Origin of the sequence: Pandoraea pneumonica, from assembly GCF_902459645.1 — a bacterium.
GTDB lineage: Bacteria > Pseudomonadota > Gammaproteobacteria > Burkholderiales > Burkholderiaceae > Pandoraea > Pandoraea pneumonica.
Map to the genome: position 1 here is coordinate 1,062,113 of NZ_CABPSK010000002.1, position 25,124 is coordinate 1,087,236.

22 protein-coding genes are annotated in these 25,124 nt (G+C 56.2%); 7 read left to right on the top strand and 15 right to left on the bottom strand.

Annotation, left to right across the window (positions count from 1 at the left end; all coding sequences use genetic code 11):
* Positions 1-37: 37 nt before the first annotated feature.
* Positions 38-2,407 carry a mechanosensitive ion channel family protein gene (locus tag PPN31114_RS13965; RefSeq protein WP_150680060.1) on the bottom strand — a complete coding sequence of 790 codons (2,370 nt, stop codon included), beginning with the start codon at positions 2,405-2,407 and terminating at the stop codon, positions 38-40.
* 106 nt (positions 2,408-2,513) lie between these two features.
* A complete protein-coding gene (locus PPN31114_RS13970) occupies positions 2,514-3,503 on the bottom strand; it encodes a LysR substrate-binding domain-containing protein (protein ID WP_150680426.1) in 990 nt (329 codons plus the stop codon).
* A 210-nt stretch (positions 3,504-3,713) separates the two neighbouring features.
* Between PPN31114_RS13970 and PPN31114_RS13975 the strand changes: the two genes are divergently transcribed.
* The 5 genes from PPN31114_RS13975 (at position 3,714) to PPN31114_RS13995 (ending at position 8,814) form a co-directional block, all read left to right on the top strand.
* Positions 3,714-5,084 carry a 2-hydroxycarboxylate transporter family protein gene (locus PPN31114_RS13975; protein WP_174988023.1) on the top strand — a complete coding sequence of 457 codons (1,371 nt, stop codon included), beginning with the start codon at positions 3,714-3,716 and terminating at the stop codon, positions 5,082-5,084.
* Between the two features lie 40 nt (positions 5,085-5,124).
* Entirely contained in the window at positions 5,125-6,303 is a 1,179-nt protein-coding gene (locus tag PPN31114_RS13980) for a CaiB/BaiF CoA transferase family protein (RefSeq protein ID WP_150680061.1), read from the top strand.
* An 11-nt stretch (positions 6,304-6,314) separates the two neighbouring features.
* Complete coding sequence (locus tag PPN31114_RS13985; protein WP_150680428.1) at positions 6,315-7,142, top strand: HpcH/HpaI aldolase/citrate lyase family protein; 828 nt, start codon at positions 6,315-6,317, stop codon at positions 7,140-7,142.
* Positions 7,143-7,603: 461 nt separating this feature from the next.
* On the top strand, positions 7,604-7,885 hold the full coding sequence (locus PPN31114_RS13990; protein WP_150680062.1) for a hypothetical protein: 282 nt from the start codon (positions 7,604-7,606) through the stop codon (positions 7,883-7,885).
* 134 nt (positions 7,886-8,019) lie between these two features.
* Positions 8,020-8,814 carry a hypothetical protein gene (locus PPN31114_RS13995; protein ID WP_246182541.1) on the top strand — a complete coding sequence of 265 codons (795 nt, stop codon included), beginning with the start codon at positions 8,020-8,022 and terminating at the stop codon, positions 8,812-8,814.
* 170 nt (positions 8,815-8,984) lie between these two features.
* Here the strand turns inward: PPN31114_RS13995 and PPN31114_RS14000 are convergent, their stop codons facing one another.
* From PPN31114_RS14000 to PPN31114_RS14015, 4 genes are all read right to left on the bottom strand, one after another.
* Positions 8,985-9,740, bottom strand: a complete 756-nt coding sequence (locus PPN31114_RS14000; protein ID WP_150680064.1) for a hypothetical protein — start codon at positions 9,738-9,740, stop codon at positions 8,985-8,987.
* A gap of 164 nt (positions 9,741-9,904) precedes the next feature.
* A complete protein-coding gene (locus PPN31114_RS14005) occupies positions 9,905-11,341 on the bottom strand; it encodes an AAA family ATPase (protein WP_150680065.1) in 1,437 nt (478 codons plus the stop codon).
* A 32-nt stretch (positions 11,342-11,373) separates the two neighbouring features.
* On the bottom strand, positions 11,374-13,278 hold the full coding sequence (locus PPN31114_RS14010; protein ID WP_150680066.1) for a hypothetical protein: 1,905 nt from the start codon (positions 13,276-13,278) through the stop codon (positions 11,374-11,376).
* A gap of 98 nt (positions 13,279-13,376) precedes the next feature.
* The gene (locus PPN31114_RS14015; protein WP_150680067.1) at positions 13,377-14,174 is read right to left on the bottom strand and encodes a PDDEXK family nuclease; all 798 of its coding nucleotides are present in this window, start codon (positions 14,172-14,174) and stop codon (positions 13,377-13,379) included.
* Positions 14,175-14,554: 380 nt separating this feature from the next.
* Between PPN31114_RS14015 and PPN31114_RS26625 the strand changes: the two genes are divergently transcribed.
* Together PPN31114_RS26625 and PPN31114_RS14025 are read left to right on the top strand one after the other, a co-directional pair.
* Complete coding sequence (locus PPN31114_RS26625) at positions 14,555-14,899, top strand: helix-turn-helix domain-containing protein (RefSeq protein WP_150680068.1); 345 nt, start codon at positions 14,555-14,557, stop codon at positions 14,897-14,899.
* A gap of 3 nt (positions 14,900-14,902) precedes the next feature.
* Positions 14,903-15,814: a TniQ family protein gene (locus PPN31114_RS14025; protein ID WP_150680069.1), complete on the top strand. Its 912-nt coding sequence runs from the start codon at positions 14,903-14,905 to the stop codon at positions 15,812-15,814.
* A 129-nt stretch (positions 15,815-15,943) separates the two neighbouring features.
* Here the strand turns inward: PPN31114_RS14025 and PPN31114_RS14030 are convergent, their stop codons facing one another.
* From PPN31114_RS14030 to PPN31114_RS14070, 9 genes are all read right to left on the bottom strand, one after another.
* Positions 15,944-16,282 (bottom strand): hypothetical protein, encoded by a 339-nt coding sequence (locus PPN31114_RS14030; protein WP_150680070.1) that lies wholly within the window; start codon positions 16,280-16,282, stop codon positions 15,944-15,946.
* A 471-nt stretch (positions 16,283-16,753) separates the two neighbouring features.
* A complete protein-coding gene (locus tag PPN31114_RS14035; protein ID WP_174988026.1) occupies positions 16,754-17,800 on the bottom strand; it encodes a porin in 1,047 nt (348 codons plus the stop codon).
* A gap of 196 nt (positions 17,801-17,996) precedes the next feature.
* Entirely contained in the window at positions 17,997-18,860 is an 864-nt protein-coding gene (locus tag PPN31114_RS14040; RefSeq protein WP_150680072.1) for an SDR family oxidoreductase, read from the bottom strand.
* Positions 18,861-18,872: 12 nt separating this feature from the next.
* Positions 18,873-20,411 (bottom strand): FAD-dependent monooxygenase, encoded by a 1,539-nt coding sequence (locus tag PPN31114_RS14045; protein ID WP_174988029.1) that lies wholly within the window; start codon positions 20,409-20,411, stop codon positions 18,873-18,875.
* 16 nt (positions 20,412-20,427) lie between these two features.
* On the bottom strand, positions 20,428-21,186 hold the full coding sequence (locus PPN31114_RS14050; protein WP_150680074.1) for an ABC transporter permease: 759 nt from the start codon (positions 21,184-21,186) through the stop codon (positions 20,428-20,430).
* 3 nt (positions 21,187-21,189) lie between these two features.
* Complete coding sequence (locus tag PPN31114_RS14055) at positions 21,190-21,972, bottom strand: ABC transporter permease (RefSeq protein ID WP_150680075.1); 783 nt, start codon at positions 21,970-21,972, stop codon at positions 21,190-21,192.
* A 12-nt stretch (positions 21,973-21,984) separates the two neighbouring features.
* Positions 21,985-22,743 (bottom strand): ABC transporter ATP-binding protein, encoded by a 759-nt coding sequence (locus tag PPN31114_RS14060; protein WP_150680076.1) that lies wholly within the window; start codon positions 22,741-22,743, stop codon positions 21,985-21,987.
* Positions 22,744-22,792: 49 nt separating this feature from the next.
* Positions 22,793-23,896 carry an ABC transporter substrate-binding protein gene (locus PPN31114_RS14065; protein ID WP_150680077.1) on the bottom strand — a complete coding sequence of 368 codons (1,104 nt, stop codon included), beginning with the start codon at positions 23,894-23,896 and terminating at the stop codon, positions 22,793-22,795.
* Positions 23,897-23,907: 11 nt separating this feature from the next.
* On the bottom strand, positions 23,908-24,729 hold the full coding sequence (locus PPN31114_RS14070) for an IclR family transcriptional regulator (RefSeq protein WP_246182542.1): 822 nt from the start codon (positions 24,727-24,729) through the stop codon (positions 23,908-23,910).
* Positions 24,730-25,124 lie beyond the last annotated feature (395 nt).

Genomic DNA, 25,124 nt, shown 5'->3' on the forward strand with positions numbered 1-25,124 from the left:
CGTCTCCAGCGGAGTGATGGCTTACCCGTGAGGGAATTCACTGATGCGGTTCTTCAAGCGGCTTGCCGTCTTCGAACGCGACCATGCTGCGCTGCGGGTTGGCGATGCGGATGCCACGGGCTTTGAATGTGTCAGCAATGCGACGGTTGAATTCGCGCTGGACTCCCCAACGAGTTGTGTCGGTGCACTGCATTTGTCCGCTAAGTGCCAGCGCCGCGCCATCGACCTGATCGACGCCCCAGTAGCTGAAGTCCGACTTGATGCCGTCGCGGAAGGCCGGATCTTCCCGCAGTGCCGCACCGATTTCCTTGAGCGTGGCGACGGCAAGGTCGACATCTTCTCCGTACGCAATGCTAATCTTCACCGCCGCATTGCCCAGCCCACGATTCGTGTTGTTGACCGTCGTCACGGAGCTGAACGGCACCGTGTAGAGCGAGCCGTCGCTGGCGCGCAGCCGGACAGTACGAATCGACAAATACTCGACGGTGCCCGAGACGCCCGCGAGCGTGACCCAATCGCCCACCTGCAACGCATTCTCCATGAGCAGGAAGATGCCGGTGATGAAGTCCTGCACCAGCTTTTGCGAGCCGAAGCCGAGCGCCACGCCGAAGATGCTGGCGCCCGCGACCAACGGCCCGACGTTCACCCCGATCTCGCTCATGCCAGTGAGTATCACCACGAGGGCAATGCACGAGAAGAGCAGCGTGCGCAGCATCGGCAAGAGCGTGCGCAGGCGCGCCGCGCGCATCACGTCGCCCTGGTGAGTCCATTGTTGAAGGCGGCGCTCGATGGCGATGTTGGCGGCTTCCCACACGACGAGGGCAATCACGGCGGCGATGGCGATCGTCACGAGTGCGCCCGCCAAACGGTGGCCGATCGCGCTCGATTCGAACGTTTGCCAGACCGGCACGCCCCAGACCTGCAACAGCAGCACTAGCCCGATGATGCCGACGACGACCGACAACAAGCCTCGCAACAGCGGGTAATAGCGGTAGGCGTGGCGATGCACGAGCGTGCGGTCTTCGTCGCGCCGCTCGAACGCGCGCGAGAGGGCGCCGAACAGGAGAATGGACAGCAGCCGCATGCCGATGATGACGGCCAGCGTGCGCCCGCCCAGCGTAATCAACACGCGATAACCGTTGTGTACGTCGAGCGCCCAAATGAACCAGAGCGCCATCACGACAAAGATCGACGCCGGTGCCCACGCGTTCGCGAGTGTGCCGCCGACGGCGTTCAGCGAAGGGTGCTTCGCGCAATACGTGCGAATGCGGGTCGCCACGGGGCGCGCGCACTGAATGATGAGCACCGAGACGAGCAAGTGGCCAATGAGCGCTACCGTCTTGATGAGTGCCGTGTGGCCCGCGTCGCTGAGGCCGAAGTTCGCCGCGATTTCCACCAGTGCCGTGCAAATACCGACGACGAGCGCGATGCGCATGATCCATCGTTGTGCAAAGGCGGCCCATTGATCGCCGAGGTGTAGCAACCGCAGTTGCGGTGCATCGGGCTGGAAGAACAACCGGCTGGCCAGTGTGACGAGGCGGCAGATCACATAGATGTCGATCAGCGAACCGAGTGCGGCGGCCGTTGGCGTGTCGTCGTCGACGAGCAGCGACATCATGAGGCTGGCCACGCCCGCGAAGATCATCAGAGGCAGCAGGCGCAGTAGCAGCGTCACAAACGCGCGCGGCAGACGGCCCAGCAGCGTTTTATGCATCAGCGCACGCCCTTGGGCTTGCGACGTCGCTGCGTTGTCGGTTGATGCGGCACCAGTGGCGTCAGCGGTGTCGTGCCGCTCGCCCGTTGCAAAGCGCTGCGCGGCACTCTCGTGGCGTGCGGCAAGTTCGGTGAGCAAACGTCGTAGTAACCGTTTGGCACCCCATTCAATGACGAACGCCGGTAGCAGCACGGCGAAGATGATCAGCAGCGCATGGGCGAACCCTGCGCGTGCATCGGCATGGTTGACGGTGTCGCGCCACCAGCCGCCGACAGAACCGACGTCGAGCAGCGAGTGCAGCGATTCGCGCAATCCGGCGCCGATTTGGGCCGCCCAGCGCGCGCCTTGATGGACCAACATCGACGCCAGTCCGTTCGACTGCAACGCGACAGGGGCGGAAGACGCGGAGGCTGCCGACGCGGCGCTCGGGGCACTGGCCGAGGCCGGTGGTGCGCTCAAGGCACCGACGGCGGCGATGGCCCGCAATGTGGTTTCCACGCGGGCACGGTCTTGCGGATTCTCCAGCACGGAGAGCGCTTGTTGTGCTTGCTGCGGTGTTAGCGCGGGCGCGGTGCTGGTCGGTGCGCTCGCGGATGCGGGCGAGGGGACGGGCGGGGCAGGTGTCGTGGGAGTGGCCGCATGGGCAGCCATGACGAAGAGCGTTAGCAGCCAGCCGAAAAAGACATGTCGCATTGGATTGGCAGAACAGGGCACGCGCAAGCGCGGGCTCGTCGGAATGAGCGATGGGCACAACTTAACATGACCACGCCGTCGACTGAAACGTTCTGCCAGATTCGGCTTACGGAGAAACCGCTGGGCGCAACGTAATCCCGGTCCAATGCCCCTCGGATTGCAGTTCGCGGATCAGGTCGGCGATACATTGCCGTACTGCGAGCGTCGCGGAGCCTACCGGCAGCGAGTTCGACCAGCAGACGCTGGCCGTTCGCTGCAATTGCGGCGAGACGATGCGCAACGCCTTGGGGCGCAGGCTCGGATCGCGCGGTGCCAGTGCCGACGACGGCAAGATGGCGCAGGCTTCGCCTGCACGCGCGATGTCGATCAGCGTCGGCAGAGAATCGATATCGGCGACGATATTCAATTCCACATTGGCCTGCGAAAAGCTGCGCTCGATCAGTAGACGCAAGCCATTCGACGCACTCGGCACGACCAGCGGCACATTCGCCAATCGTGCCAACGCGCAGGTGCCGCTTGCCACGTCGTTACCGCGCGCTCGCGGCCCGCGAGACGCATCGGCATAGATCTCGGGGCAGACCAAATGCCCGCCCATCACATAAAGCTCCTCGTCGAACAGCGGCATGACCGAAATGCCGCGTGTTTCCGAGTCGCGGAACAGCATGGCCAGATCGAGCCGCCCGTTGGCGAGCAGCTCGCTGATGTAGCCGCTCATGCTCTCGAAAATCTGCAAGCGGATGCCCGGGTATTGCGTGCGAACACGTTGGAATAGCGGCACGGCAAGAATCGCGGCAATCGTCGTTGGGAAGCCCACCGCCACTGGCCCCGCCTCGCTGCCGCCGCCATCGCGGACTTCTTCGCGAATCTGCTCCATTTGGCGCAGCACGACGCGTGCGTGCCGGTACATCGTCTTGCCCGCTTCGGTTGGCACAACACCTTGTGCACTGCGAATCAGCAACTGCGTGCCCAATTCCTCTTCGAGTGTGCGCAGTTGCTGGCTGAGCGACGGTTGCGCGATCAACAGCCGTTCGGCGGCTTTCGACAGGCTGCCGCTGTCGACGATGGCGACGAAATTGCGCAGTTGCCGGACATCCATGATCGATCGGGAATAAGGGAAAGCCATAGCGTACCCCTATACGCATCTGGGTGAAATGCCGATGACGGTTGATTTTCCCAGCGAATGCGAACGTTTCCGGCGGCGAGCCATAGGTTCAGCCTATGCCAGTATCCGAAATCGGTATTTCCTCCTCGCCGTTTTGCGCGCCTATAGTGCGGCAGGAAAACGCATAAATCGGAGACAAAACAAATGCAGATGCGTGAACGCACTCCCCTTGGTACGGCCGAACATGCGCCCTCGGGCGGCCTCGCTTCGACCGGGACGGCGCACCCGTGGCGCGACGCGTGGTGGCGGCTCATGGACATGCGCATCGGCATCGTGCCGCTGCCCGTGCACATCGTGCTAGCGCTCGCGCTGATTGCAACGGCGGTCACCGGCAAACTCTCGGCGGAGCTCTCGCCGATCATCGCGCTCCTCGCGGTGTGCAGCTTCACCTGCATGGAAATCGGCCAGCGTATTCCGATCTTCCGCAGCATTGGCGGGCCGGTGATTTTGGTGACGTTTCTGCCGTCTTATCTGGTCTTCACGCATGCATTGCCGCCATCGGTGGTCACGCCGATCGTCTCGTTCTGGAAGGCTGGCAACTTCCTGTATCTGTTCATTCCCGCGATTATCGTCGGCAGCATCTTGAGCATGGACCGCAAGGTGCTGATCGGCGGGTTCTTGCGCATCTTCGTGCCGCTGGTGATCGGTTCGTTGCTCGCCGGTGCGGTGGGCACGGCCGTGGGCACGCTGCTCGGCATGGGCGTGTTCCATACGATCTTCTTCGTTGTGATTCCGGTCATGTCCGGCGGTCTGGGCGAGGGCGTGATTCCGCTCACGCTGGGCTATTCCGAAGTGCTGCATCAGCCCGCTGGTGAACTGCTGGCACAGGCGCTGCCCGCTGTGATGCTCGGCAACGTAACGGCCATCGTTTTCTCTGGTGTGCTCAATGCCATTGGCAAGCGCTATCCGTCGCTGACCGGTAACGGCCAACTGATGCGCTCGGGCGACGACGAACTGCCGGAGGCCACCAAATCCGCCATGCCTGTCGATGCCACCGACATCGCCGCTGCGGGCATGATCGCCGTGTGCCTGTACTTCGTCGGCATGCTCGCCCAGAACACGCTGGGCCTGCCGGGCCCGGTGATGATGCTGGTGCTTGCGGTCGCCGCCAAGGTGTTCTTCGTCTTCTCGCCGCGTTTGGAGCAGGGCGCGGGCGTGGTCTACAAGTTCTTTGCGACAGCGGTCACGTATCCGTTGCTGTTCGCCATCGGCGTGGTCATCACGCCGTGGCAGAAGATCATCGATTCGTTCAATGTGCCGACGCTCGTGACCATCGTCGCAACCGTGGCCACGCTCATGGTGACGGCCTTCTTCGTGGGGCGCCGCATGGACATGCACCCCATCGATGCGGCCATTGTCGTGGGCACGCACAGCGGCCTCGGCGGCACCGGCGACGTTGCCATTCTGACCGCCGCGAATCGTATGCGTCTGATGCCCTTTGCGCAGATTGCCACCCGTATCGGCGGCGCGATCACGATCACGCTGAGCCTTATCGTGCTCGCCAAGATCGTCTGACGCCCCGTCCATCTTTCACTCTCATCCGGAGATCGTTGTCATGAGGCCCCTCGACGGCATCAAGGTCATCGCGCTCGAACACGCCATTGCGGCGCCGTTCTGCACCCGTCAACTGGCCGACCTCGGCGCGCGAGTCATCAAGATCGAGCGCCCTGGCGTGGGCGATTTCGCGCGGGCGTACGACGCGCGCGTCGAAGGCATGTCGTCGCACTTCGTGTGGACCAATCGCTCGAAAGAGAGCTTGTCGCTGGATCTGAAGCAACCGGCCGCGCAGGACGTGTTGCATCGCTTGCTCGCGGATGCGGACGTGCTGGTGCAGAACCTCGCGCCGGGCGCGGCTGACAGGCTTGGCCTGTCGTACGAAGCGCTCGCGGAAAAGTATCCGCAGATCATCGTGTGCGGCATTTCGGGCTATGGCCCCGACGGCCCGTATCGCGATAAGAAGGCATACGACTTGCTGATTCAGAGTGAGTCGGGGTTTTTGTCGGTGACTGGCTCGCCCGAGGCGTCCGCGAAGGCGGGGTGCTCGATTGCCGATATCGCGGCGGGGATGTACGCATACACCAACATTTTGTCGGCACTGCTGCAACGTCAGAAGACTGGGCGTGGCTGCCGCATCGACGTCTCGATGTTGGAATGCATGGTCGAGTGGATGGGCTTCCCGCTGTACTACGCGATCGACGACCAGACGCCGCCGCCGCGCGCGGGCGCTGCACACGCCACGATCTTTCCGTATGGGCCGTTTGTTTGCGGCGACGGCAAGACGGTGATGCTCGGTTTGCAGAACGAGCGCGAGTGGAAGGTGTTCTGCGAGAAGGTGTTGGAGAACCCGGGCCTGACCGACGATGCACGTTTTCGCTCGAACCCGCTGCGGCTCGAGAATCGCGATGTCTTGCGCGGCATCATCGACGACGCTTTCATGCATTTGAGCGCGGCGCAGTTGGTCCAGCGCCTCGATGCGGTGGGGATCGCCAACGCCAATCTGAATTCGATGCACGACGTGTGGAACCATCCGCAGTTGGCCGCGCGCGGTCGCTGGACACAAGTTCAGACGCCTAATGGCCCGGTCACGGCACCGTTGCCACCGGGCGTGCCTGCGTCGTTCGCGCCGCGTATGGACCCGATTCCCGCGCTGGGGCAACACACCGATGCGATTCTCTCGGAGCTTGGGCTTTCGCCGGAGCAGATTGCCGAGATGCACCGCGAGCACGCGGTTTGACGCTTAAGGAGATGCCGGGCATGCCCTCACGTTCATGGTTGTTTGTGCCGGGCAATCGCCCGGAGCGTTTCGATAAGGCACTCGCTGCGGGGGCCGACGCGGTGATCGTCGATCTCGAAGATGCGGTGCCGATTGCGGACAAACTGGCTGCACGCGAGACAGTGCGCGAATGGCTGGCGAGTGATTCGTCAGCACCTGGCACGCCCGTTTATGTGCGCATCAATGCATTGACTACCGATTGGTTTGCCGACGACGTGCGTGCGCTGGCGGCGTTGCCGCGTGTGGCAGGTTTGGTCGTGCCGAAAACCGAAGATGCGGCGACGCTGATCGCGGCAGCCGCCGGTGCACACGAAGCGCTACGCATCGTGCCGTTGATCGAGACGGCAAAGGCGTTTGGCGCACTCGAAGCGATTGCGGGGGCGCCACGCGTCGAGCGGCTGATGTTCGGGACGATCGATTTTCAACTGGATATCGGTATCGAGGGGGACGGGGACGAGTTGCTCTACTTCCGCTCGCAACTGACGCTGGCGTCGCGGCTCACGGGCATTGGCGCGCCGGTCGACGGCGTGACGACGGTGTTCGACGATGCTGCCTTGATCGAACAAGAGGCCCGCCGCGCCCGCCGCTTGGGCTTTCGCGGCAAGCTGTGCATTCATCCGAAGCAGATCGCAGCGGTGCACGCCGCCTTTGCGTGGCGCGACGACGAGGTGGTGTGGGCCAAGCGCGTGATCGCGGCAACCGAAGCGAGCGGCGGGGCGGCCGTCGCACTGGACGGGAAGATGGTCGATACGCCGGTGCTTTTGAAAGCGCAGGAAATTTTGGCCAGTTTGGCGCAGTGATATTGGTCGGCGAGGGCGGTGACACGGCCCTCTGATGTGAAACAACTAACTCCGTAACAGCACGCCTTGTATTTCCGGGCATTCCGACGGGGTAAAGAAAATAAATTTACTCCGTAATGACCTAGGATACCTTGCTTACGAAGTGTTCGATCAACAATAAACTCAGTAACCCGACATATCTCCGCTAAATACCAGCGGGCTGGGCTAGGTCCACGTACGTCCGTACGCGGTGCGCTACGACAGCCGTATCCGAACGGCGGGCGAGGGGGCGCCGCGCCGTGTGTTCGAAGCAGCGACAAGGGCGAAGTTAGGTGGTTACTACCACTAGCGAATACAACGAAGTTGGCTATAGTAGTTTGTGCCACAATGTCTCGCATCAACATGCAATGCACAACATCCGGGCTATTGAAGCGGCGACGCGATAGTTTTTTTGTCCGTCAAACGAGCCAAGGAGCACAGAAATGAAATTACACGACATTGAGTCATCCCGTCTTCCCGAAATAGCCGATTCCGTCAAGGAGTGTGTCAACCTTGGCGAGTGGCTCCTATTCAAGGTTGAGTCTTCTATGGATGGGCAGGAAGCGTCGTTTTACCTCAAGACAGCTACGAGCGTTTTCGAGCTAAGCGACAGTGGAAGAGTGCTGCATGAAGTAAAGGATGGTGTTGAAAAGCTTGAGATTGACGAGCTTTTTTATTTTTCGGATATCCGCAAGCCCATTTCCTTGAGCAACATGAGCCTCTAAGCGTGTGGCGTCGGGCGTTTTGAATCACCTAAAAAATAATGAGTCTAATTGGTGGCAATACCCGGTGGGTTCTATTTTTATCTTCACAAGCAGATTCTGAGCCGAGGCACGTCCAGGACCTCGCGTTCGGACTCATGTGTCTCGAGAGTGCCGGCGTAAACATCAAGAATATTGATATTTACGTTGATGGATCTGATCGCGTCTCCATCGATAATTTCATAAGGAGCGGTACCGCTTCCCCTGTCACGGTGAAGCAGTCGAAAGATTTTTTCATCGATCAGAAGAACAACACTCACGAAAACTTGGTCATGTTCGTGACGGGGCATGGAGGTCTCGAGGGGCTTGACGCCAACCCACCCATAACCCCGCACGGATTGCTGAATAGCATCAAATCGTCGCCGAACCTCAAGCGTGCCGTCGTGTATCTTGGGCAATGCTATGCGGGTATCTTCAACTACATTGGAGCAGGGAGCAAGACTCTCGCGAACGGTGAGATCGATCCCGAAGTCATCCTTATTGGTGCCACGAATCTTCATGAAAGCCTCAGCCACTCAACGTCTGAGACGCTGATCTCAGGTCCTCAGAGTTGGCCTGCGAATCTATTCTTGCTTTTTGCCTTCAAGTGGTTTTTGAACCCCGTTGATGTAGATGGCGACGGCAAGTACACAATCATCGACTCATACAAATTCGCTGGCGTAATCTCAAATGCATCGAACAAGCAGCTGAAGGCCCTGGCTTTCCCTAAGACTCACGATTTGCAGAAGAAGTGGGCCGCCGCTAACGACGCCCATAACCATGACGCTTCGCCAACCACGCTCGCTCAGCTTGAGGCGGCCTCTACTCTGTACAAGAAGCACCTCGAGATCTTGTACGTTCATCAGGAGTGTTGGATTTTGAACGCTATCCCTTCGCAGCGGATTGAACGATAAGTTTTTCCCCCGGTAGTTCCGCACAAATTCTCGACGTTGACGCCACGGCACCCTCTCTGTCAGATCAAAGTGTAATGGTCAGCTCTCCCGAGCATTTATCTTGTCGAGAATACTCGTAATGACACAGCGCTCGCGTCATACTCGCGAGCCGTAGCTCCTCATGGGTGTACTCATCGGGATGAGAGATAACTGATGGCAAAGGTCACCATAATAAATAGCGCGATCTTTGTGGCGACGATCAAGAACGGTATAAGTTTTGAATTTCCGTAAACTTCACTAATCCCTTTCGCGCGTCGACGGTTCGCATACTGGAGTAAGTAGGCCGATCCCAAAAAGGCCCAAAATGCAATTGACTGCACCTCCATGGCTTGAGCCTGAAGCGCGTGCACATACGCAACAAAGTTCCCCCCTGAGTGGCGCATTACCCACGCAACGGCATGGATGAAAAGTGCGAGCCACAGGCCACTAGCGGCACTTGTCAACACGAAGTACTGAAACGGAATTTTGTGGGCGACAAGATCCATGCGCTGACACGCATGGAATGCGACTCGATGAAAGCCCCATTCGAAGGCGGCCCAAACGTATATGCCAAATGCGATCAGAAAGAAAAAGCTGTAAGCCCCGTACGACACAAAGTGGTTGTACATATCATATGCGTCGGGACCCGCAGGAGGTAGCTTCTTGATCTGATTAAATGCGATCCAACTAAACAGGCTGGCGGCCCCGAACTTCGCAACTGCCGCAGCCGTAAGAGGACTGGTGAATAGGCCGGGGTGACGCGTAAACGCCGGACGACCCTCCGGAGTTATAAAGTGCCGGGGTAGCACATACCAGGGGGCAAACGTTAGCATTATGTAAAGCATGACCTTTGAACGGAGGGTTTTCCGTTTGATCGATCTGGTGAGTATTTTTGCTTGAGAGAGCATTAAGAGCTCGCGCAAATAGATGAGACGTTGACGTTACGGGGAGGGGGTTAGAGCTCGCCCAGAACTCGATGGTAACCGAGGTCGTTCACGTAAAGGTTGCGTTGTCCGCATGCACCCAATTTGGGTCGGTGAATATCTCGGCCGTTGTTTGATGAGCTGAGATCTTATTTCATAGTTGGTTTTCGCCTCGAGCCACTATTCAATAGATCTCGGGTACCAGCTATCAGTTCGCCAGCCTTCTTTGGCCTCCGGGTGGTTGGCGCTTTCCGTTTCTTTTTCTCGTCCGCTGCCGTCTCAACTACTCCTCCGCTGGCCTTATATTCACTCCGCTCTTTGGGAGAATATGCGGACAGCGTAGCCTTGTTAGACAGATCAAGCGTCTGTCGGCCGAGCTCCGCAACTTGACGAACGAATGTGTCTGCTTGAGCTTCGGGAAATGGGCAGATGAGGCTAGAGGAACTATTTCCATCAATTCTCGCGCGCGGATTTCGGCCACCATTCGCGTCAATGTTTCGCAATGCTTCGACGTCAAGGCGATGGGTGCTGAAATTCTGGGAGGAGTATGCGTCTCGTAGATCTTTGATCGTCGCTGTGTTGCGCGAGTGTTCTCTGGCAATTCCGTAAGCAAGCGACAGTAACGTAACTGTCTTTCGTCTCAGGCCGTATGACATGTGATGAATTTCCTCGAAAAAGTAGTCGAAGTCGGGAGCCAGAGCGTCACCTGAAACAGTAACGCAAGCCCGTAGGTAGCGTTGCCAGCTTTCCACATCGTCGGTGTGATATAGCGAGTCCGGGCGCAAGACGGCCGGATCTGTCAGCAATCGATCGCGGTCTTGCTGTCCTCTTCGTTGAATGCGAACGACCATGTCGTAGTTTGACGCAAAGACCAATGGTGGTCCGATGTAGCCGGTCGCATAAATCACCTTCGTTGCCAATGTGTTGGCGGTCTCACTGTGTGTTATGAACTGCAGCTCGTCTAGCAGTATGACCCCCGTCCCATCTCGAAAAGCGAGCCATTTGGCTGCCTCCTGAGAATTCATCGAATATCCGGTTGGGCGGCGCGACTCATGAGGAGTGCTTGGGCGATCGTGAGCGGCGTGTTCAACCGCTGGGTCAATGAACTGCGCGACGATTGAGCGAGTTACGTTGGACACTGAGCCATGCGAGCAGACCGGGAAATAGATGCATGGCCGAATGACGGTCTTGTACCCCATTCCGACGTCGACATAAGAAACAACATCCAGGGAACGTTTTAAGGCTTTGAGGAGGGCACTTTTTCCGACTCCGGCCAGCCCCGTCAAACACATTGGAAGAACGCTAAAGCTGTCGGGACGATAGTCGAACATCTTCTCACGATAGGCCGCAGCGTCTGAATACACAGTTTCAATGTGGAGTCTTGCCCTATTCAGAATCTTTCGCGCGATAGCCAAGGTGTTTGGCGTTGAAAGAAATATCTCGTTCAGAAAGTGCTCCAGTTCCAACGACGCTAAGCTTGCAGAGCGTTGGCTAAGCTGCCCCACCGTGGCTGGCACATGTTCCATGTTCGACGCTAGGCTTCGGTCGTCCGCAAGATCATCGTACGGTCGTAACCACGGGTTCATCTTTTTCCTCCGTCCGGACACGTCGTCGGGGGTTACGAATGCACTGTATCCCGCAGGGCACGTTCTTTCTGTTTATTCCTTTTCTTAACGGCCCGCCGGGGTATCGAATTTGAATCGTGAGGGGAGAGACCAATCTGTGATTCGTGTTTTGATTGGTATTCGAGCTCTGCAGCCGCTGCAGCCTTCCTTCCGCGGCGCGCCAGCATTCTGGCCGTGACCTCCTCGCGTTCCAAGTCCTGTAAAGACTCAAACAACAATGTGGGATCGTCGGTCAGAGGAAGAACTCTTTCAACTTCCACAAGGTGGCCGGAAATCTCGATCCACGCATACCGGACGCAAAAGGGAAGCACAAATCCGGGGATATTGAATGTGCAGTGTCGTGGTAATTTCTCCCGAAAATTCCGGAGCAAAATCCCCATATCTCTGTATTCAGCAGATCGATAACTTAAGCCATTCCTCGATACTGTAAATATCACGGGATCAAGCCATTCCCGTACAGCCTCGTCAAACGAGATCCTCCCAGCAGAGCTCCGGCCACGTCCGTCGAGCCAAGCATAGATATCATTAGGTATCGGCAGAACCTCGCTCCGAATCATCTCGGGAGTCATTCGGCTGAAGGCGTCACTGGATTTGTTATCTTTTATCTGTCTGAGAATTTCTCGCTTAACCATTTCGATCGGGTTCAAGTTGCTAATTCTGACTTGTGGAGGGCCCTGGCGCGCTCGCTTCTTCGGGTGGGATCCCTCAACGTTGGGTTTGCCTTTTGGCGCATACGACGGGGTCATCTCAACAGTTGACGTCGCGTCGGCATGTTCTATCGTGGCGCCTGGACCTCTGTCATAAACCGCGCCCCCGGGTGTACCGACGCACGGCCAATCGTTTTCGTCGATTTCCAAGCCTAAAAGGCGTGCGAACTTTACTTTTGATATCGAGCAACAGAAATGGGCCATCCGATATGCCGATGCACGTTCTGCACCAAGGCTGAACCCGATTCCCAAGCCGATCCCCGATGCCACGTCTATCATGCGCACCACCTGAAGCGGGAGTTGTTGGATCTCACCGAGAAATCCGATGGGCAGTTCTGGTGCTTGGGCGGCGTCTAGTTGCACCGCCTGGAAAACATTTCCCACGCCTTCGGAGAATGCGCCTTCTCTTGGGGACAACGTGTTGTTGTACCGGTGCTTTCCGAGGCGGAGTTCGTCAATTTCGGATCGCTTCAGCAATTTGTGAATGGCGTAGTCATATTGCCGTTTGGATGGAAATGGGAGACCCTCCGGTTGACAGAGCATGTCGCCAATAGGTCGGGATTTCACCGTGACCCCAAAATGCTTTCTCACAAAAGATGTGTACGCTGTGGAACTTGTATGCCCGTCAATGACCCTCGAAGAGTATGACTTCACCATTTTCTCGGCGAGTTCGGCGGAAATTCGGAGCTGAGGCAAAGGGTCCTCAAGGGGGGGGCGTCCGAGTCGCGCGTCGCTTGGTAAGGATGACCTGTCCCAGCGACCGTTCTTTATCGTGGCTGGGTACAAGGCAAGTTCGCGGCGCCCGAATGTCAAATATGCTAGGAGCCAGTATCTGACCCTCGTTGTGTCCTTTCTGTGCGTTCGTTCTTTGACTGCCTTAGCTATCGATGCGATCGGATCACTGGAGCCAAAGAGCAGTTTCTCTAAGTCGCCTTCGCACAACGTATCGACAACGTCTCTACGTTGCTCCATAACCTTCAAGTTGCTTCGCAGGCGTCCCTTTTCTTCGCGCCATCGCTCGATCAAATATATGTCGCGACCTTCAAGATCCTCCAACCCGGGGGGGAGCGTGGGTTGATCCGGTGTTTCAAAAATCGCCCCCGATGCGACTAGTGTCTCGAAGTCGCTTCGTGGAAGGCGCAGCAATTCGGCAAATGGTTCCGCCCTCTTTTCGAACGTGACAAGCGCCACAGACTTGTATCGCTCAGAGCTCATTAGGAAGTGAGCATATCGGGTTGCTGAACGCCCTTGGAATCGGTCCGCGGACTCAAGCTTCGCTCCCACGTGCATCAGTCGGCCCCCTTTGGGGAGAAGTACCCTGAGTAAACCTCCAGTTCGTCCACTTCTTTGCGACGAAGGGGCTTGTCGACCTGTACAGGGGTAAAGAGATCTACTGGGATATCCCTATGCCAAATCGCCTCAAAGAGGACGTCTCGACATGTGGCAGCGGATATCCCGTACTCCTTTTCGAAAGCAGGAAAAACAGAAAGGGGTGCGGTCTTGGTACCAACGACGCAGCGTAGACCATCGATAACTTTGTGTCGCACACGCGGCGAAACACCGATTTTTCTGCATGCGAACGTATGCAGCATCCCAAAGTTTCTGATGAGGGTTCTGTCAAATGAGGCGCTCGTCACTCGAATCGTTCTAATTCCGACCGAGGCGTAGGAACGAGCTTCAAGTTCATGGCGCAGTCGTGCTTTCGCTTCTGAAGCGGGTGACACGCTCGATCGGTCGCGGGCCAGTTGGTGGGTGAAAGCCTCGGCGTTGTTCTTGATAGTCCAATTGACGGCATAGATATCATCAACGTCCGAGCGAAGAATCAGAAGAAGATCACCCGTTAAGGGCAGTGCAGACCACGTTCTTCTAACTGAGCCGGAGACTGGGTCGGGAATCTCAGCAAGAAACATTGGATGCTTTGAAACGTCACCAAGATCTTCGGCAATGAAAATCGTGCCGGTCTGGTTTTGCGGCTCAGTAGGGCGTAGCGTGCGATATGCCCCGATTGGGTTGGCCGCAGTGTCTAACGGCAGTCCCCGTTGCTCCTGAATATCTATCAATGCAGGGTGGTACAGCGCGAAAAGCATCGCACTTATCTCGGCTCCGCTAAGTGCATGTACGCGTCGACCTAAGGTCGGAGCCTGCAGCGTCATACAGCGGGAAATAGAAGGGGCTTCCCCTCTTACCGCTCGAATGACCGGTTCGTATTTCTCTCGTATCCCACCCTCCGACTGTCGCTCGGACCAACGACGAGCGTATGTCGCTATTCGATGATTCATCGCTGTCTTCCCCACAGCAGTCGTCTCAGTTGACGCACGAACCTTGCTATCGCTGGACACGTACGGCGGCAAGGTGGGTGTTTTCCTGATCTTCGCTCTTCCCTTCTGACGAATATAGGCCGTCAACGAAAAACATCAAGGAAGAAAGGAATTTTGTACTATGCTGTTATGCACATAATGGAATAAAAATGAGCGAAGATAATTCTTCAATTGGAATCAAAATTGGGCAGAAACTGCGGCGTGCTGGGATGACGCAGACGGAAATCGCAGCGAGGTTCGGGATTTCTCAATCCCAAGTGAGTCGAATATTCTCTGGGAAGGTAACCCGGCGGACGGAGAGTTTCGATGCGCTGCTCTTGTTTGCCGACCGCATCTCCCCCGACGCGCGTCGTCGGAGTCCTCGAACCAACGACACCTTGATGCAGGCGTTGGCGGACGTGTGGGACGGATCAGAGGCCCACGCATCTGCGATAGCCAGGGTCATTCGAAGTTTGAGGGCGTTTCCGCGAAAAAGTGAGTCGTCCAGGAGGTAAAAATTGATTGCCGTCGACCCAATGAATGATGAAATCGGGCTCGGCCATGCTGGCCGGTTTTCAAGATTTTTTGGCGGATTTGCATCGCTTAACGATTTTCAACGATGGTTGCGACGATCTGGCATGGGCTATACCGAGCCGCATTTTGGTCTGCAGCATGTCGAGTTCGTTGCGCACCGAACGAACATAACTTTGAGCGATTACATCGAAAAACACACGCTTATTCCTGCGCGTAGAGGGCTGGAATGGGAGGGCCTCGATGGACATTCAGAAGACGACGCAGGCGCTGTTCGGAGAAGTACTTTAAAGTTTCGTGGATTGATTGACGGACCGGACATGAACATCGCCAAGTTTTGCGCGAGTTGCGCCACAGGGGATGTGCGCGAACATGGTTTTTCTTGGTGGCGACGAGACCACCAACTGGGCGGCATCTGTGCTTGTTTTGTCCACGGAGAGCCATTGCTTTTCGTGAGGGGGCTGGAGAGCTTTTTTGCCGCGCCGCATAAAGTTCTATCGTCGGGATTGGCGCTGCCATATCTGCATGAGCATGTCGACCATCCGATGGTGTTGCGATACGCGCAGTTCGCCCGATATATGCTTTATCGCGATCGAGCCATGGATGTCGGTCTCGGACAACTGGTGGAGGCAAGGAAGTATGAAGTCGGAGTGGAGTTTGTCTATGCTCAGTACAAGGGGAGGCGTTGTCCGCATGCAAAGACAATCAGTACTCACATTCATCAGGACTTTCCTGAAAGATGGTTGCGTGCAAGTTTCCCCAACTTATTCTTGGGCACCGACCCGGTTTACCATCCCGATATAGACCGTGATGAGCCTTGGCGCTCTCAGGCAAGCGGTCGAGGCGTCACCTTGTGCATGGCTTTCCTTTTTTCGAGTGTTTCGGAACTGAGTTCCTAGCTTGCAATTTCCTGCATGCTGCTGACTTAGTCGATGGGGCATGGCGATAGCACAAGCCGTAGTACTGGGAGCAAACTCACATCAAAGTGACAGACCTGTAAAGTATGCGCTGGTGCGTATCTCCCGGGCTCATAGCGGTCCGATGTGTTCCCCGTTATAAGCTCTTGCCTCGAGATCGACCAGGCGTTCACGAGCGACACTTGACATCCAACAGATGAAGTCGCCCCATGCGTTCTCTGTCAACGCCATACCTGCGCTGCTGTCGCCGGGCTCGATTTCCATGAGATCACAGTCCGGCGAGTCATGTTCGAGGCGGCCAGGCTGTAACAGCAGCCACCGAGGGAGGATCTCGGACCATTCATAGGGAATGCACGTCAACGGAATATAGCATTGCCCGTTGCGCTCAAAAGTGTGAAAACCCATCGGCATGAAATTGCCGAGAAGACGCATTTTTTGATCTATTGCCATGTGATGACCGCCTTGGGAGATGGTGCTCTACCCCCCAAGGATAGTCCAGCCGGCCGCTTCCCGTATGGTTCGCGAGGTGGTTACGACATCTCTCCTATCCGCTGAAGCCATCCGTGCACGTCACCCATCGGATCTCGTTCGTTAAGACGCGCTTCCGTGACGAGTGCTTGAACGAGCACTGGCCCACTAGCCTGTTGCATTTCAAGGTGGTGATCGAAGCCTAGCGGCAAGAACATGACCACGAACGTCCGAGGATCATTCTACGGACTAACACCAGCAAGCCACGTCTGGAATCAAACGGCGAAACAAGTATTAAAGCCAAGTGGTGCTGACAATTGGGGGGGGCACGTCGAGTTGTTTCCGGCCCTTGTTCGGAAGACGGCCGACTCAACGTGCAGCAATTCGCCCTGGTTATTTCGTGCACACGACCTGCGGCAAGCGCTTGCCGCACGGCCGCACGCTCAACATGTCTTAAAAGCGGTGGCGTACCCCCGTGGCAAAGCCGGTGCCGCTTGACATAGCCGTGGCCCGATCGTGTATCACCGCCGCATAAAGATCAGTTCGCTTCGAGAGACTGTAGTCGTACGCCGCCACCAACGTCTTTCGATGAGCGTCGGGAAGACGCGTCTGCTCTTTTGACTCGACCCCGTATGACAGCAATACATGTCCGGGTCCAATGGGAATCGATGCTCCGACATTGTAGGTTAGGAAGTCAGCTCTAGTGGTCGGATTGCTCAGTTGTGTCCCGGTGGCCTGGGCGAAGAGCTTCACGATTCTGAAGTCATATGACGCGCCGACGTTCCACAGTTGAGATTCGTTCATTATCAGACTGCCAGGTGGCTTCGCGTAGTTCAGAGACATACTTTTGATGCTCTCAAAAACGGCCCCGGCTGCAAATCCCCCGTTCGCGTACAGCAGACTGGCCCCCATACGTTGACCGGAAGATGTTGAATCCTTCGGCGCGTAGTAGGCCGCGCCCGTAAATCCCACTATGTTGGGCGTCGTATAACTAAATACGTTATTCCAGACCGAGTCGGCGGCACCGCTTCCTGTTATCAACGGTTGCGTTGCACTGGACTGATAGTTTTGTAAGAAGCTCGGGCTAAAATTTAGCGAGGTTCCGAACGCACTGAATCTGCCCGTATTGAAGAACGCCAGCGAGCTTTGTCGCCCGATGCGCACTGTGCCCCATTGCGATTGAAGCCCGACCCAGCTAGATCTTGAAAAAAGTGGGTCGGTATCGTACCGACCAGAAGCGCCGGAATTTACGCGAAAGAACGACGTGAGTTCAAACAACGCACTTAGTCCTCCGCCAAGATCCTCCTTACCGCGCATTCCCCAAAACGACGTATTCAGTCCTCCGCTCGACACCTGGGCTGTGGAGCTTGCGTCTCCGGCGTACTGCTTCTTATAGACCATCGCATCCACTATTCCGTACATTTGAACGCTCGATTGCGCGATAGCGGAAGATGCGGATACCATAAGCGCTCCGAGTACAAGCGGGTGTGTAATTTTCATTGGATTTATCCGTAGCGAGGGCGAACGCGCCCATCCTTGCAGCCTCGCATCTGCCATAGGACGGAAGTTCCTCTTCTTTGAGGTGGAACGGGGAGGGCCGCGGCGGATTCTGCTTACATGTTTTTTTTAGTTCTCCAATTGGGTCGCCACTTGATGACATGCCCGAGCGAACCTGCCGCCCAGGCTTGCCGTCCGGCTATCTCGGTGAGCCACTAAAGGACATAATGTTGTCCGAAACCCACTCGTCGAAATGTCGAGGCGAATGTCCAACCAGCCGCTCAAAATCCTCGGTCAGCGGTGGCGGCGTATCGACACACTTTCTCAAGTAGTCGACTAGCTTCTGACGTGCCTCCAACGTCAGATTTGGTGCCGTCTCTGCCATTTGCTGGACCGCCTCACTATCGGAAATTTCAACGCATTTGATCGAGCGTCCGAGATACTTTGCGATGCTCTCCACCTGCTCCCTAATTGAGATCAGACTCAGTCCCGTAATGTTGAACGCCTGTTGATTGGTCCTGGCGTCAAACAAGGCAACGGAGATTGCCAATCCAACATCTGACTCATGAATCGGACTCCTGAGAGAATGAGGGAATGGCGTGAATACAGACCCACTCCGCTTTATCGAATCAGCCCATTGAAGGCAGTTCGAGGCCAGAATGTCCGGGCGAATGAACGTCCAATCGAGGCCAGCCGATGCAACTTCGATTTCGGCAGTTCGATGCCGCTCAACGATTGGATTGTTCCCTGGCGGAGCCTTTACTACGGATGCGGAAGAAAGAAGCACGACTTTGGTTACGCCTCGCGCTTTTGCAGCTTTGAACAGCGCTGCGCTAATGCGACTGTCGGGCGCATACAGAAATGCGCTTTCGACACCGTCAAAAGCGCGGGACATCGCTTCCAAGTCGCCATAATCGCCACTGACCGTTTCGTATTGCTCGCGAGTAGTCGCCGCTGGAGCCCCTTGGAAATGCAAGCGAATTTCCGCGCCCCGGGAAGCGAGGTGTCGCGTCACTTGATGACCAACCCGGCCATCGGCGCCGGTAACCAATATCTTGGACATAGCGGGCGCGCCTCAGTTGACGGCCAAGATTTTCTGATAGGCCGCTTTTAGCTCGCCAGCGTCCCCACCTCTCCAGGCGATAATTCCGTCGGGGCGAACCAATACAGACTCGGAGGTGCGAAGAGGTTTTGTCGATTCAACAATCGTCACGTTTTGCGGAACGCCCAGTGCCTCAGCGACGGCTCCTGCCGCGCTCGCGAAGTCCTCTGATTCTGTGTAGATTTGGAAGTGTGAGCCAAGTACACGTCGGGTATTAATTTCCGCGCCACCTGCGACTAGATTCACATATGGAATACGGGAGCCAGGAACACCCGACGGATCTGCTGGATCATCAAACGGGTCCTTATTCGGCAGGACCTTATCGTTAGACGAGCGCACGAATGCCCCTTCTGCGCAGACATATCCAAACATCATTTTCGCGTGGTCAATCGGCTCACCGATTAGCGTGGCGAGATTCTTCATGTCTCGGCGTTCCGCGAGGTTGGCGGCTTGCCATGTGCAAACGATCTCGGCGTATGGAGCCCGCTCGGTGTTATATGTTTGGAGAAGGCTAGGGCCTGCGAGCCCTCGCACAACGTAGGCGAGCTTCCATCCCAGATAGTAGCCATCCTGCATGGCCGTATTGCCACCTTGGCCGCCCGTCGGCGGCATTACGTGGGCTGCATCGCCCGTGAGGAACACTCGCTTGGTGCTAAGCTGATCGGCGATCCGATGCGAGTAGTTGAACGTTTGTTCACCCGTGATCTCGAACTGAAGATCCGGCACTCCGACAAGAATCTTGATCAGCTCTCGCGTCGTCTCTTCGGACCGAGACGGATCCGCCGAAAAGTTCCCAACCCACTGATTCTCATAGTCTGTGCTCACAAGAATCCCGGAACCGTCAGGCAGGCCCTCATTCTTGACGTAGTGAATCGTCATAGCATTGTCGCCGCACCATTTTGAAAGGTCAGCGGTAAAACGTACTGCGGTGACGGCCTTGAGGTGTCCAACGCCGTGTGAACCGATCCCAACCTGCGGCGCAATTCCGCCTCGAATACCATCGGCAGCGACGACATACTTGGCGGTAATTGCATAGTCAGTCTGGGAGACGAGATCCTTCAGCTTCATCTGGACCTCATCAGCAAGCTCTCGAATCTCTTCGCATGAGCAATTGAATCTGATCTCCACGCCCAATTCACTTGCACGTTGAAGCAGCGCTTCCTCAGCTCGCGCCTGACTCGCCATTCCAGGGCGTTCCGGAGAGAACTTCGAGAAGTCTGGTCGGTGAGCGACATGATCGTAAATAATTCGTCCAGTTAAGCTCTCGGAGACCATGGAGGTAATACCCGGCTTGCCAGGGGGCTTAGCCGCATAAATCGCCTCTGTAATTCCGGCCACTCGCATTGCTTCCATCGTGATCGGATTCTGTCCGCGCGCCTTCGGCAGGATTGATGTCGTCGCGTTGCGTTCAATCACCAATGGCCGAACGCCGTTGAGTGCGAGGAATACTGCAGTCGACAGCCCCGCCAACCCGGCGCCGACAATAACAACATCATGATTTTTCGTGCTCATTTCATCTCCTTCAAAATCAAATATTCGCGCCTGATTCCCAGAACACCAGGCGTGATCTCGCATAAACAATTAGGCGGTCCGCTGCAAGACCTAGTAGGCCAAAGAACAGCACGACGGCAAACGCGGACGCCGCGTCAAAGTAGGAGGAAAATCGCACGATCAAGTATCCAAGTCCCTGCGACTCTCCTACAAACTCAGTGACGCACATCACGATCAGCATGATCGGCGTAGCAACACGAACGCCTGTGAGCAAGTAGGGCAGCATGGACGGCAGTAACACGTCCGTCACTAAGCGCAGATGCCCAACCTCATTGTTTGCCGCCAACCACATCATGTTTCTCGGTACGGCTCTTGCTCCCGCATACATCTGGACGAATATCGGGAAAAAGCACTCCATCGAAACCTGCACAATTTTTGAAGATGCTCCTAATCCAAAAATTAGGATTACTACCGGATATAGTGACAATTTTGGAATTGGATATAGCACCGACACTAAGGGGTGAAGAGCAGCATCGATCACCTTATTTCGAGCGCACGCTATACCAGCGACGGAACCCGCCATAATCGCGCACGTCAGGCCGGCAAAACCTTTTGTTAGTGTCGCCTGTGCGTTTGTGAGTAGCTCGTTGCTCCGCAGCAGTTCGAAGAGCTGTGTGAGGATTGCCCCTACACCGGGGAGCATCCGACTATCACTCGCTATTGCAACCACCTGCCAGGCAACAACAACCGCTGCCAACCCCGCGACCTTGATGACTCCTCTATTAAAACTCGGCACGATTTACGCCCCAAAATCAAGGTTGTGGCCGCGACAAAGCCAGTTGGAGAGCCTCGTGAGAGCGAGGTTTGAAAAGAATCCCATTAAGGCAATTATCAATATTCCCGAGTACATATTTCGGTAATCACCGTCTTGGTAGGAAAGCATCACTGCTGCCCCTACACCGGACGCATGCCCAACAACCTCCGTTGAAACCATAAGGATGAATCCCACCATCAAGCTGATTCTCAACCCGACCATCGTACGAGGAAGGCTGGCGGGCAAAACGACTTGTGTGAACGTCTTGATTCGCCCAATCTCGTTGTTCTTGGCAAGCCATAGGTACCTTGGATTCATCCCGAGAGCGCCGCTCATGGAACTGAGATACGCTGGAAAGAAGCAGCTCAGCGCAATCACAAGAATTCGCGAAGCGTCCGAAAACCCCAACCACAGAGCAATCGCCGGGAATAGCGAAATCTTGGGTACCGCATGCAGGAACGATTGAGGGACATCAAAGAAATCTCTCACTCCGCGTGACACCCCCGAAAGCAGGCCCAGGAGAACGCCAATCGAGCTGCCGATCAGGAAACCCGTGAAAATCCGCGCTAGGCTTTGCCCCGATTGCTCCAGCACATCTGTCTGCGTAATGCTTGAGAAAGTGGCCCCAACAATTTCCCAAGGACCTAGGAGATATTCGGGGGCACCGAGTCGCCGACTCGCGAACTCCCAACTGATCAGGAGAAACGCAATGAAGCCGAACGTTACGCCCCACAGCTCGTTTGTTTTCCGTTGAATTCTCTTCTTCATCGCGGACTCCAGTCAGTTGGTGGCCGCGTGGCGCACGAGATTTCCGAGATGTGCGCGATATTCAAGTACTTTGGGATCCATCTTCGTTTCGGCGTTTCTCGGGCGGGGCAGTTCGATTCGGCAATCTTCGATTACGGTCCCAGGCTTGCCCCCTAGAACGACGACCCGGTCACCGAGGAAAATCGCTTCGGGAATATCGTGAGTGATAAATACGACTGTGAGCCCCGACGTTTGCCATACCCGAGTTAGTTCCTCTTGCATTTCCTCACGTGTTTGCGCGTCGAGAGCACCGAAAGGTTCGTCCATCAGCAGCACCTCAGGCTTCATCGCCAACGTTCGGGCAAGCGCCGCACGTTGCCGCATCCCGCCGGAGAGCTCGGATGGGTATGCCTTACCAAATCGATGCAACCCCACCTTATCCAAGTACTCCGTCGCCGCTTCCAGTGCCTCACCTTTTGACGCCCCAGTCTGCTCGATGGGCCAAGCGATGTTTTGGAGGACGGTTTTCCACGGGAAAAGAGTCGCCTCTTGAAACACCATGCCCACCTTACGCGTCGGCCCATCGATCGGACGGCCGTTGACCTGAATTCCGCCTGATGTCGCCTGATCAAATCCCCCTAGGATGTGCAGCAACGTCGTCTTCCCGCACCCACTCGGGCCAAGAATGGTGATGAACTCCCCCTGCTTGATCGTTAGGTCTACAGGACCAAGCGCGTGGAACACATGCCCTTTGCGCTTGTACTTTTTTACAATGGATTTGATTTCTAGCATTCGCGTGACGTCTAAAGGCGACGTTGTTGACTTGTGGCGTCTGGGGCACTTACTTCTGTAGCGCGTATCCCCTAAGGACGGTCTCTTCTGCCTTGACAACCCGGGACGGCGGAAGGAATCCCGAACTCACCATGTCGTCAATAGTGGCCTGAACTTCTTTGATGTCGATGCGTCCCTCTTTCGCTCGCCCGCCGTCTGCGCCTGCGTCTGCTGCGTTCGGCGTCACATACTTCGCGGCGATCAAGCTGGGATACAACTGATCTCGTTTCTCCGCCCAGAGCGAGAGTGCCTTCTGGTAGTCTGCCCGCCACGCGCAGTACGCGGCAGGATGCTCCTTCACGAATTTCTGAGTGAAGAACACGACCGTACTGGGGTGAGGAAGCCCTGTGGCTTGGATCGGGCGAAGAAGCACGTTAATTCCCCCTTTCTTTTCCGCTTTGGCAAGAAATTGACGGGAAAGCCATGCAACATCAATCTGCTTATTCCGAAGCGCCTGCTCTTGTGCCGGAGGCGGAAGAGCGACATATTGCGGACCGCTTGTTGATACACCGGAGCGGCGAATCGCGCTCTTGATCCAATATTCGCTAATCGTATTGGGGCCGTAAAAGCCAATTTTCTTGCCACCAAATTGCGACGCTGACGTTATGCCACTGTCTTTCAGGACTACAAATGCGCCCTGGTTGTCATGTTCGTTGGTCTCTACCAGAGAGGCCACAGCCTTCAGATCGACACCAAATCGGATCGCAGTGACTAATGCGGTGAGGCTGATGGATCCAGCATCCAGTTGTCCGGCTTGCACCGCCGTCATCCGATCATTGGCGCCGAATAACTTAGGCTCCAGTGAGTAAACCTTGCCGTTATTTGGAAATTGGGATTTATCGGCCCATAGCAGCGCGAGTGGCTCTTCCCCGCCGCCCGTCAAGCCATATCGAATCGTGACTGGCGCCGCAGTGCTGGGGGAGCTCTTAAGATTGGCGCAAAGATCAATAGGTTGCCCGGTGCCAACGCGCTCTTGTGCATGTGCAAGCGACGGAACCCCAATGCCAACCGCAACGCAAAAAAGCGCTCCGATCACATGGGATGCTTGATTGTTGAAGTGATTGATTGCCTTGATTGCTGTCATTTTCGCCTCTTCATTTGGAGTGATTTCCATTGATCTGCGGATCACCTCGGCAGTAATGCAGGCTGGTTAACATTCGATTCGAGTTCTGTGGCGGGACGATAGTCGAGCAGCGCAGAGAGCTGGTTCGCGGCGATTCGAACCTTTTCGGATATTGATGTCAGGTCCGTTGGGGTGAGTTGCATTGCGGGAACGGTGACGCCCATTGCAGCAACTAACGCACCATGTCGCCCTCGAACGGGCGCGGCAATGGTAGTGATTCGTGCCTCGAAGAAGCCCTCCGCAACGACGTAGCCCCGATCTCGGTCGTGCTTGACCATCTCAAATAGCTGCTGTGTATTTCGAGGCGTACTACTGGAATACGTCTCCAGGTCGCGCTCCGGGTAGAGTTCAGTGAGCTCTTCCCACGTCAAATCCTGCAGCAATATTCGTCCGAGAACAGTCGCATGTGCAGGGAGTCTCGCCCCCACGTTTACCGAACTTATGAAGGGCGTTTCAGCTACAGACTTCGCCACAGCAACGATGAACCTTCCGTCTCTGACGACAAGATTGCAAGAGAGGCGAATCTGGTTTCGGAGCTTGTCCAGAATGGGAATTCCCAACTCGGTTAGCTCCAAAGAGGCGAGGTACTCAAAACCAAGCCTCAGAACCGCAGTTCCCAAACGGTATCGACCGTGATCGGTACGTTCGACAAAGCCGAGTGACTCTAAAGTAGACAAAAGACGAAACACAGTTGATCGCGGTAGTTGCAGCCGGCGCGCCAGTTCCGCGGCGGCGAGCGAACTTTCTTCGCGGCTAAATTGGCAAAGCAGGTGCAACCCACGGGCTAACCCGGGGACGGCGTGCTTGACGTCAAATTCACTCATAAGCTGGCCATCTAACTTCGGTTTCTCATTCGGTCGAGAAATTCGCATCGCCCCCCTTCGATCAGCCGCAAAAGTACGCTTGGTTCGGTCTCGCGGGGATTGCGATGCATTCGGCTCTCGACGTTCCGATTGCATTACTCTGTCCTACCTATGAAACATTGATCTACCTATGCAACAACAGAACTGTACCGGCGTGTCAAAAATAATCCCATTGCGTGGAAACCCTTATGGCAATGTCCGAGCGAATCACACGCGGATGAGGGAGCGGTCGCTTCGATGATTACTGTTGGCGAAAGGCGTCACACGGGGTATTCGCACGCCTGGAGCTTTGCCGCGAGCTACCAAATGGAGTCAGCAACTGTGGACATGATGGTGAGCGACGTTGTACGGACCTT

Excerpts from the sequence above, each read along its gene's own strand:
- PPN31114_RS14005 (WP_150680065.1), bottom strand. The coding sequence starts at position 11,341 with ATGAACCCGTGGTTACGACCGTACGATGATCTTGCGGACGACCGAAGC.
- PPN31114_RS13980 (WP_150680061.1), top strand. The coding sequence starts at position 5,125 with ATGAGGCCCCTCGACGGCATCAAGGTCATCGCGCTCGAACACGCCATT.
- PPN31114_RS14045 (WP_174988029.1), bottom strand. The coding sequence starts at position 20,411 with ATGAGCACGAAAAATCATGATGTTGTTATTGTCGGCGCCGGGTTGGCG.
- PPN31114_RS14015 (WP_150680067.1), bottom strand. The coding sequence starts at position 14,174 with ATGCTTTTCGCGCTGTACCACCCTGCATTGATAGATATTCAGGAGCAA.
- PPN31114_RS14055 (WP_150680075.1), bottom strand. The coding sequence starts at position 21,972 with ATGAAGAAGAGAATTCAACGGAAAACAAACGAGCTGTGGGGCGTAACG.
- PPN31114_RS14035 (WP_174988026.1), bottom strand. The coding sequence starts at position 17,800 with ATGAAAATTACACACCCGCTTGTACTCGGAGCGCTTATGGTATCCGCA.
- PPN31114_RS14070 (WP_246182542.1), bottom strand. The coding sequence starts at position 24,729 with ATGAGTGAATTTGACGTCAAGCACGCCGTCCCCGGGTTAGCCCGTGGG.
- PPN31114_RS13990 (WP_150680062.1), top strand. The coding sequence starts at position 7,604 with ATGAAATTACACGACATTGAGTCATCCCGTCTTCCCGAAATAGCCGAT.
- PPN31114_RS13975 (WP_174988023.1), top strand. The coding sequence starts at position 3,714 with ATGCAGATGCGTGAACGCACTCCCCTTGGTACGGCCGAACATGCGCCC.
- PPN31114_RS14060 (WP_150680076.1), bottom strand. The coding sequence starts at position 22,743 with ATGCTAGAAATCAAATCCATTGTAAAAAAGTACAAGCGCAAAGGGCAT.
- PPN31114_RS14065 (WP_150680077.1), bottom strand. The coding sequence starts at position 23,896 with ATGGAAATCACTCCAAATGAAGAGGCGAAAATGACAGCAATCAAGGCA.
- PPN31114_RS13985 (WP_150680428.1), top strand. The coding sequence starts at position 6,315 with ATGCCGGGCATGCCCTCACGTTCATGGTTGTTTGTGCCGGGCAATCGC.
- PPN31114_RS26625 (WP_150680068.1), top strand. The coding sequence starts at position 14,555 with ATGAGCGAAGATAATTCTTCAATTGGAATCAAAATTGGGCAGAAACTG.
- PPN31114_RS13995 (WP_246182541.1), top strand. The coding sequence starts at position 8,020 with ATGTGTCTCGAGAGTGCCGGCGTAAACATCAAGAATATTGATATTTAC.
- PPN31114_RS14040 (WP_150680072.1), bottom strand. The coding sequence starts at position 18,860 with ATGTCCAAGATATTGGTTACCGGCGCCGATGGCCGGGTTGGTCATCAA.
- PPN31114_RS13970 (WP_150680426.1), bottom strand. The coding sequence starts at position 3,503 with ATGGATGTCCGGCAACTGCGCAATTTCGTCGCCATCGTCGACAGCGGC.
- PPN31114_RS13965 (WP_150680060.1), bottom strand. The coding sequence starts at position 2,407 with ATGCGACATGTCTTTTTCGGCTGGCTGCTAACGCTCTTCGTCATGGCT.
- PPN31114_RS14000 (WP_150680064.1), bottom strand. The coding sequence starts at position 9,740 with ATGCTCTCTCAAGCAAAAATACTCACCAGATCGATCAAACGGAAAACC.
- PPN31114_RS14030 (WP_150680070.1), bottom strand. The coding sequence starts at position 16,282 with ATGGCAATAGATCAAAAAATGCGTCTTCTCGGCAATTTCATGCCGATG.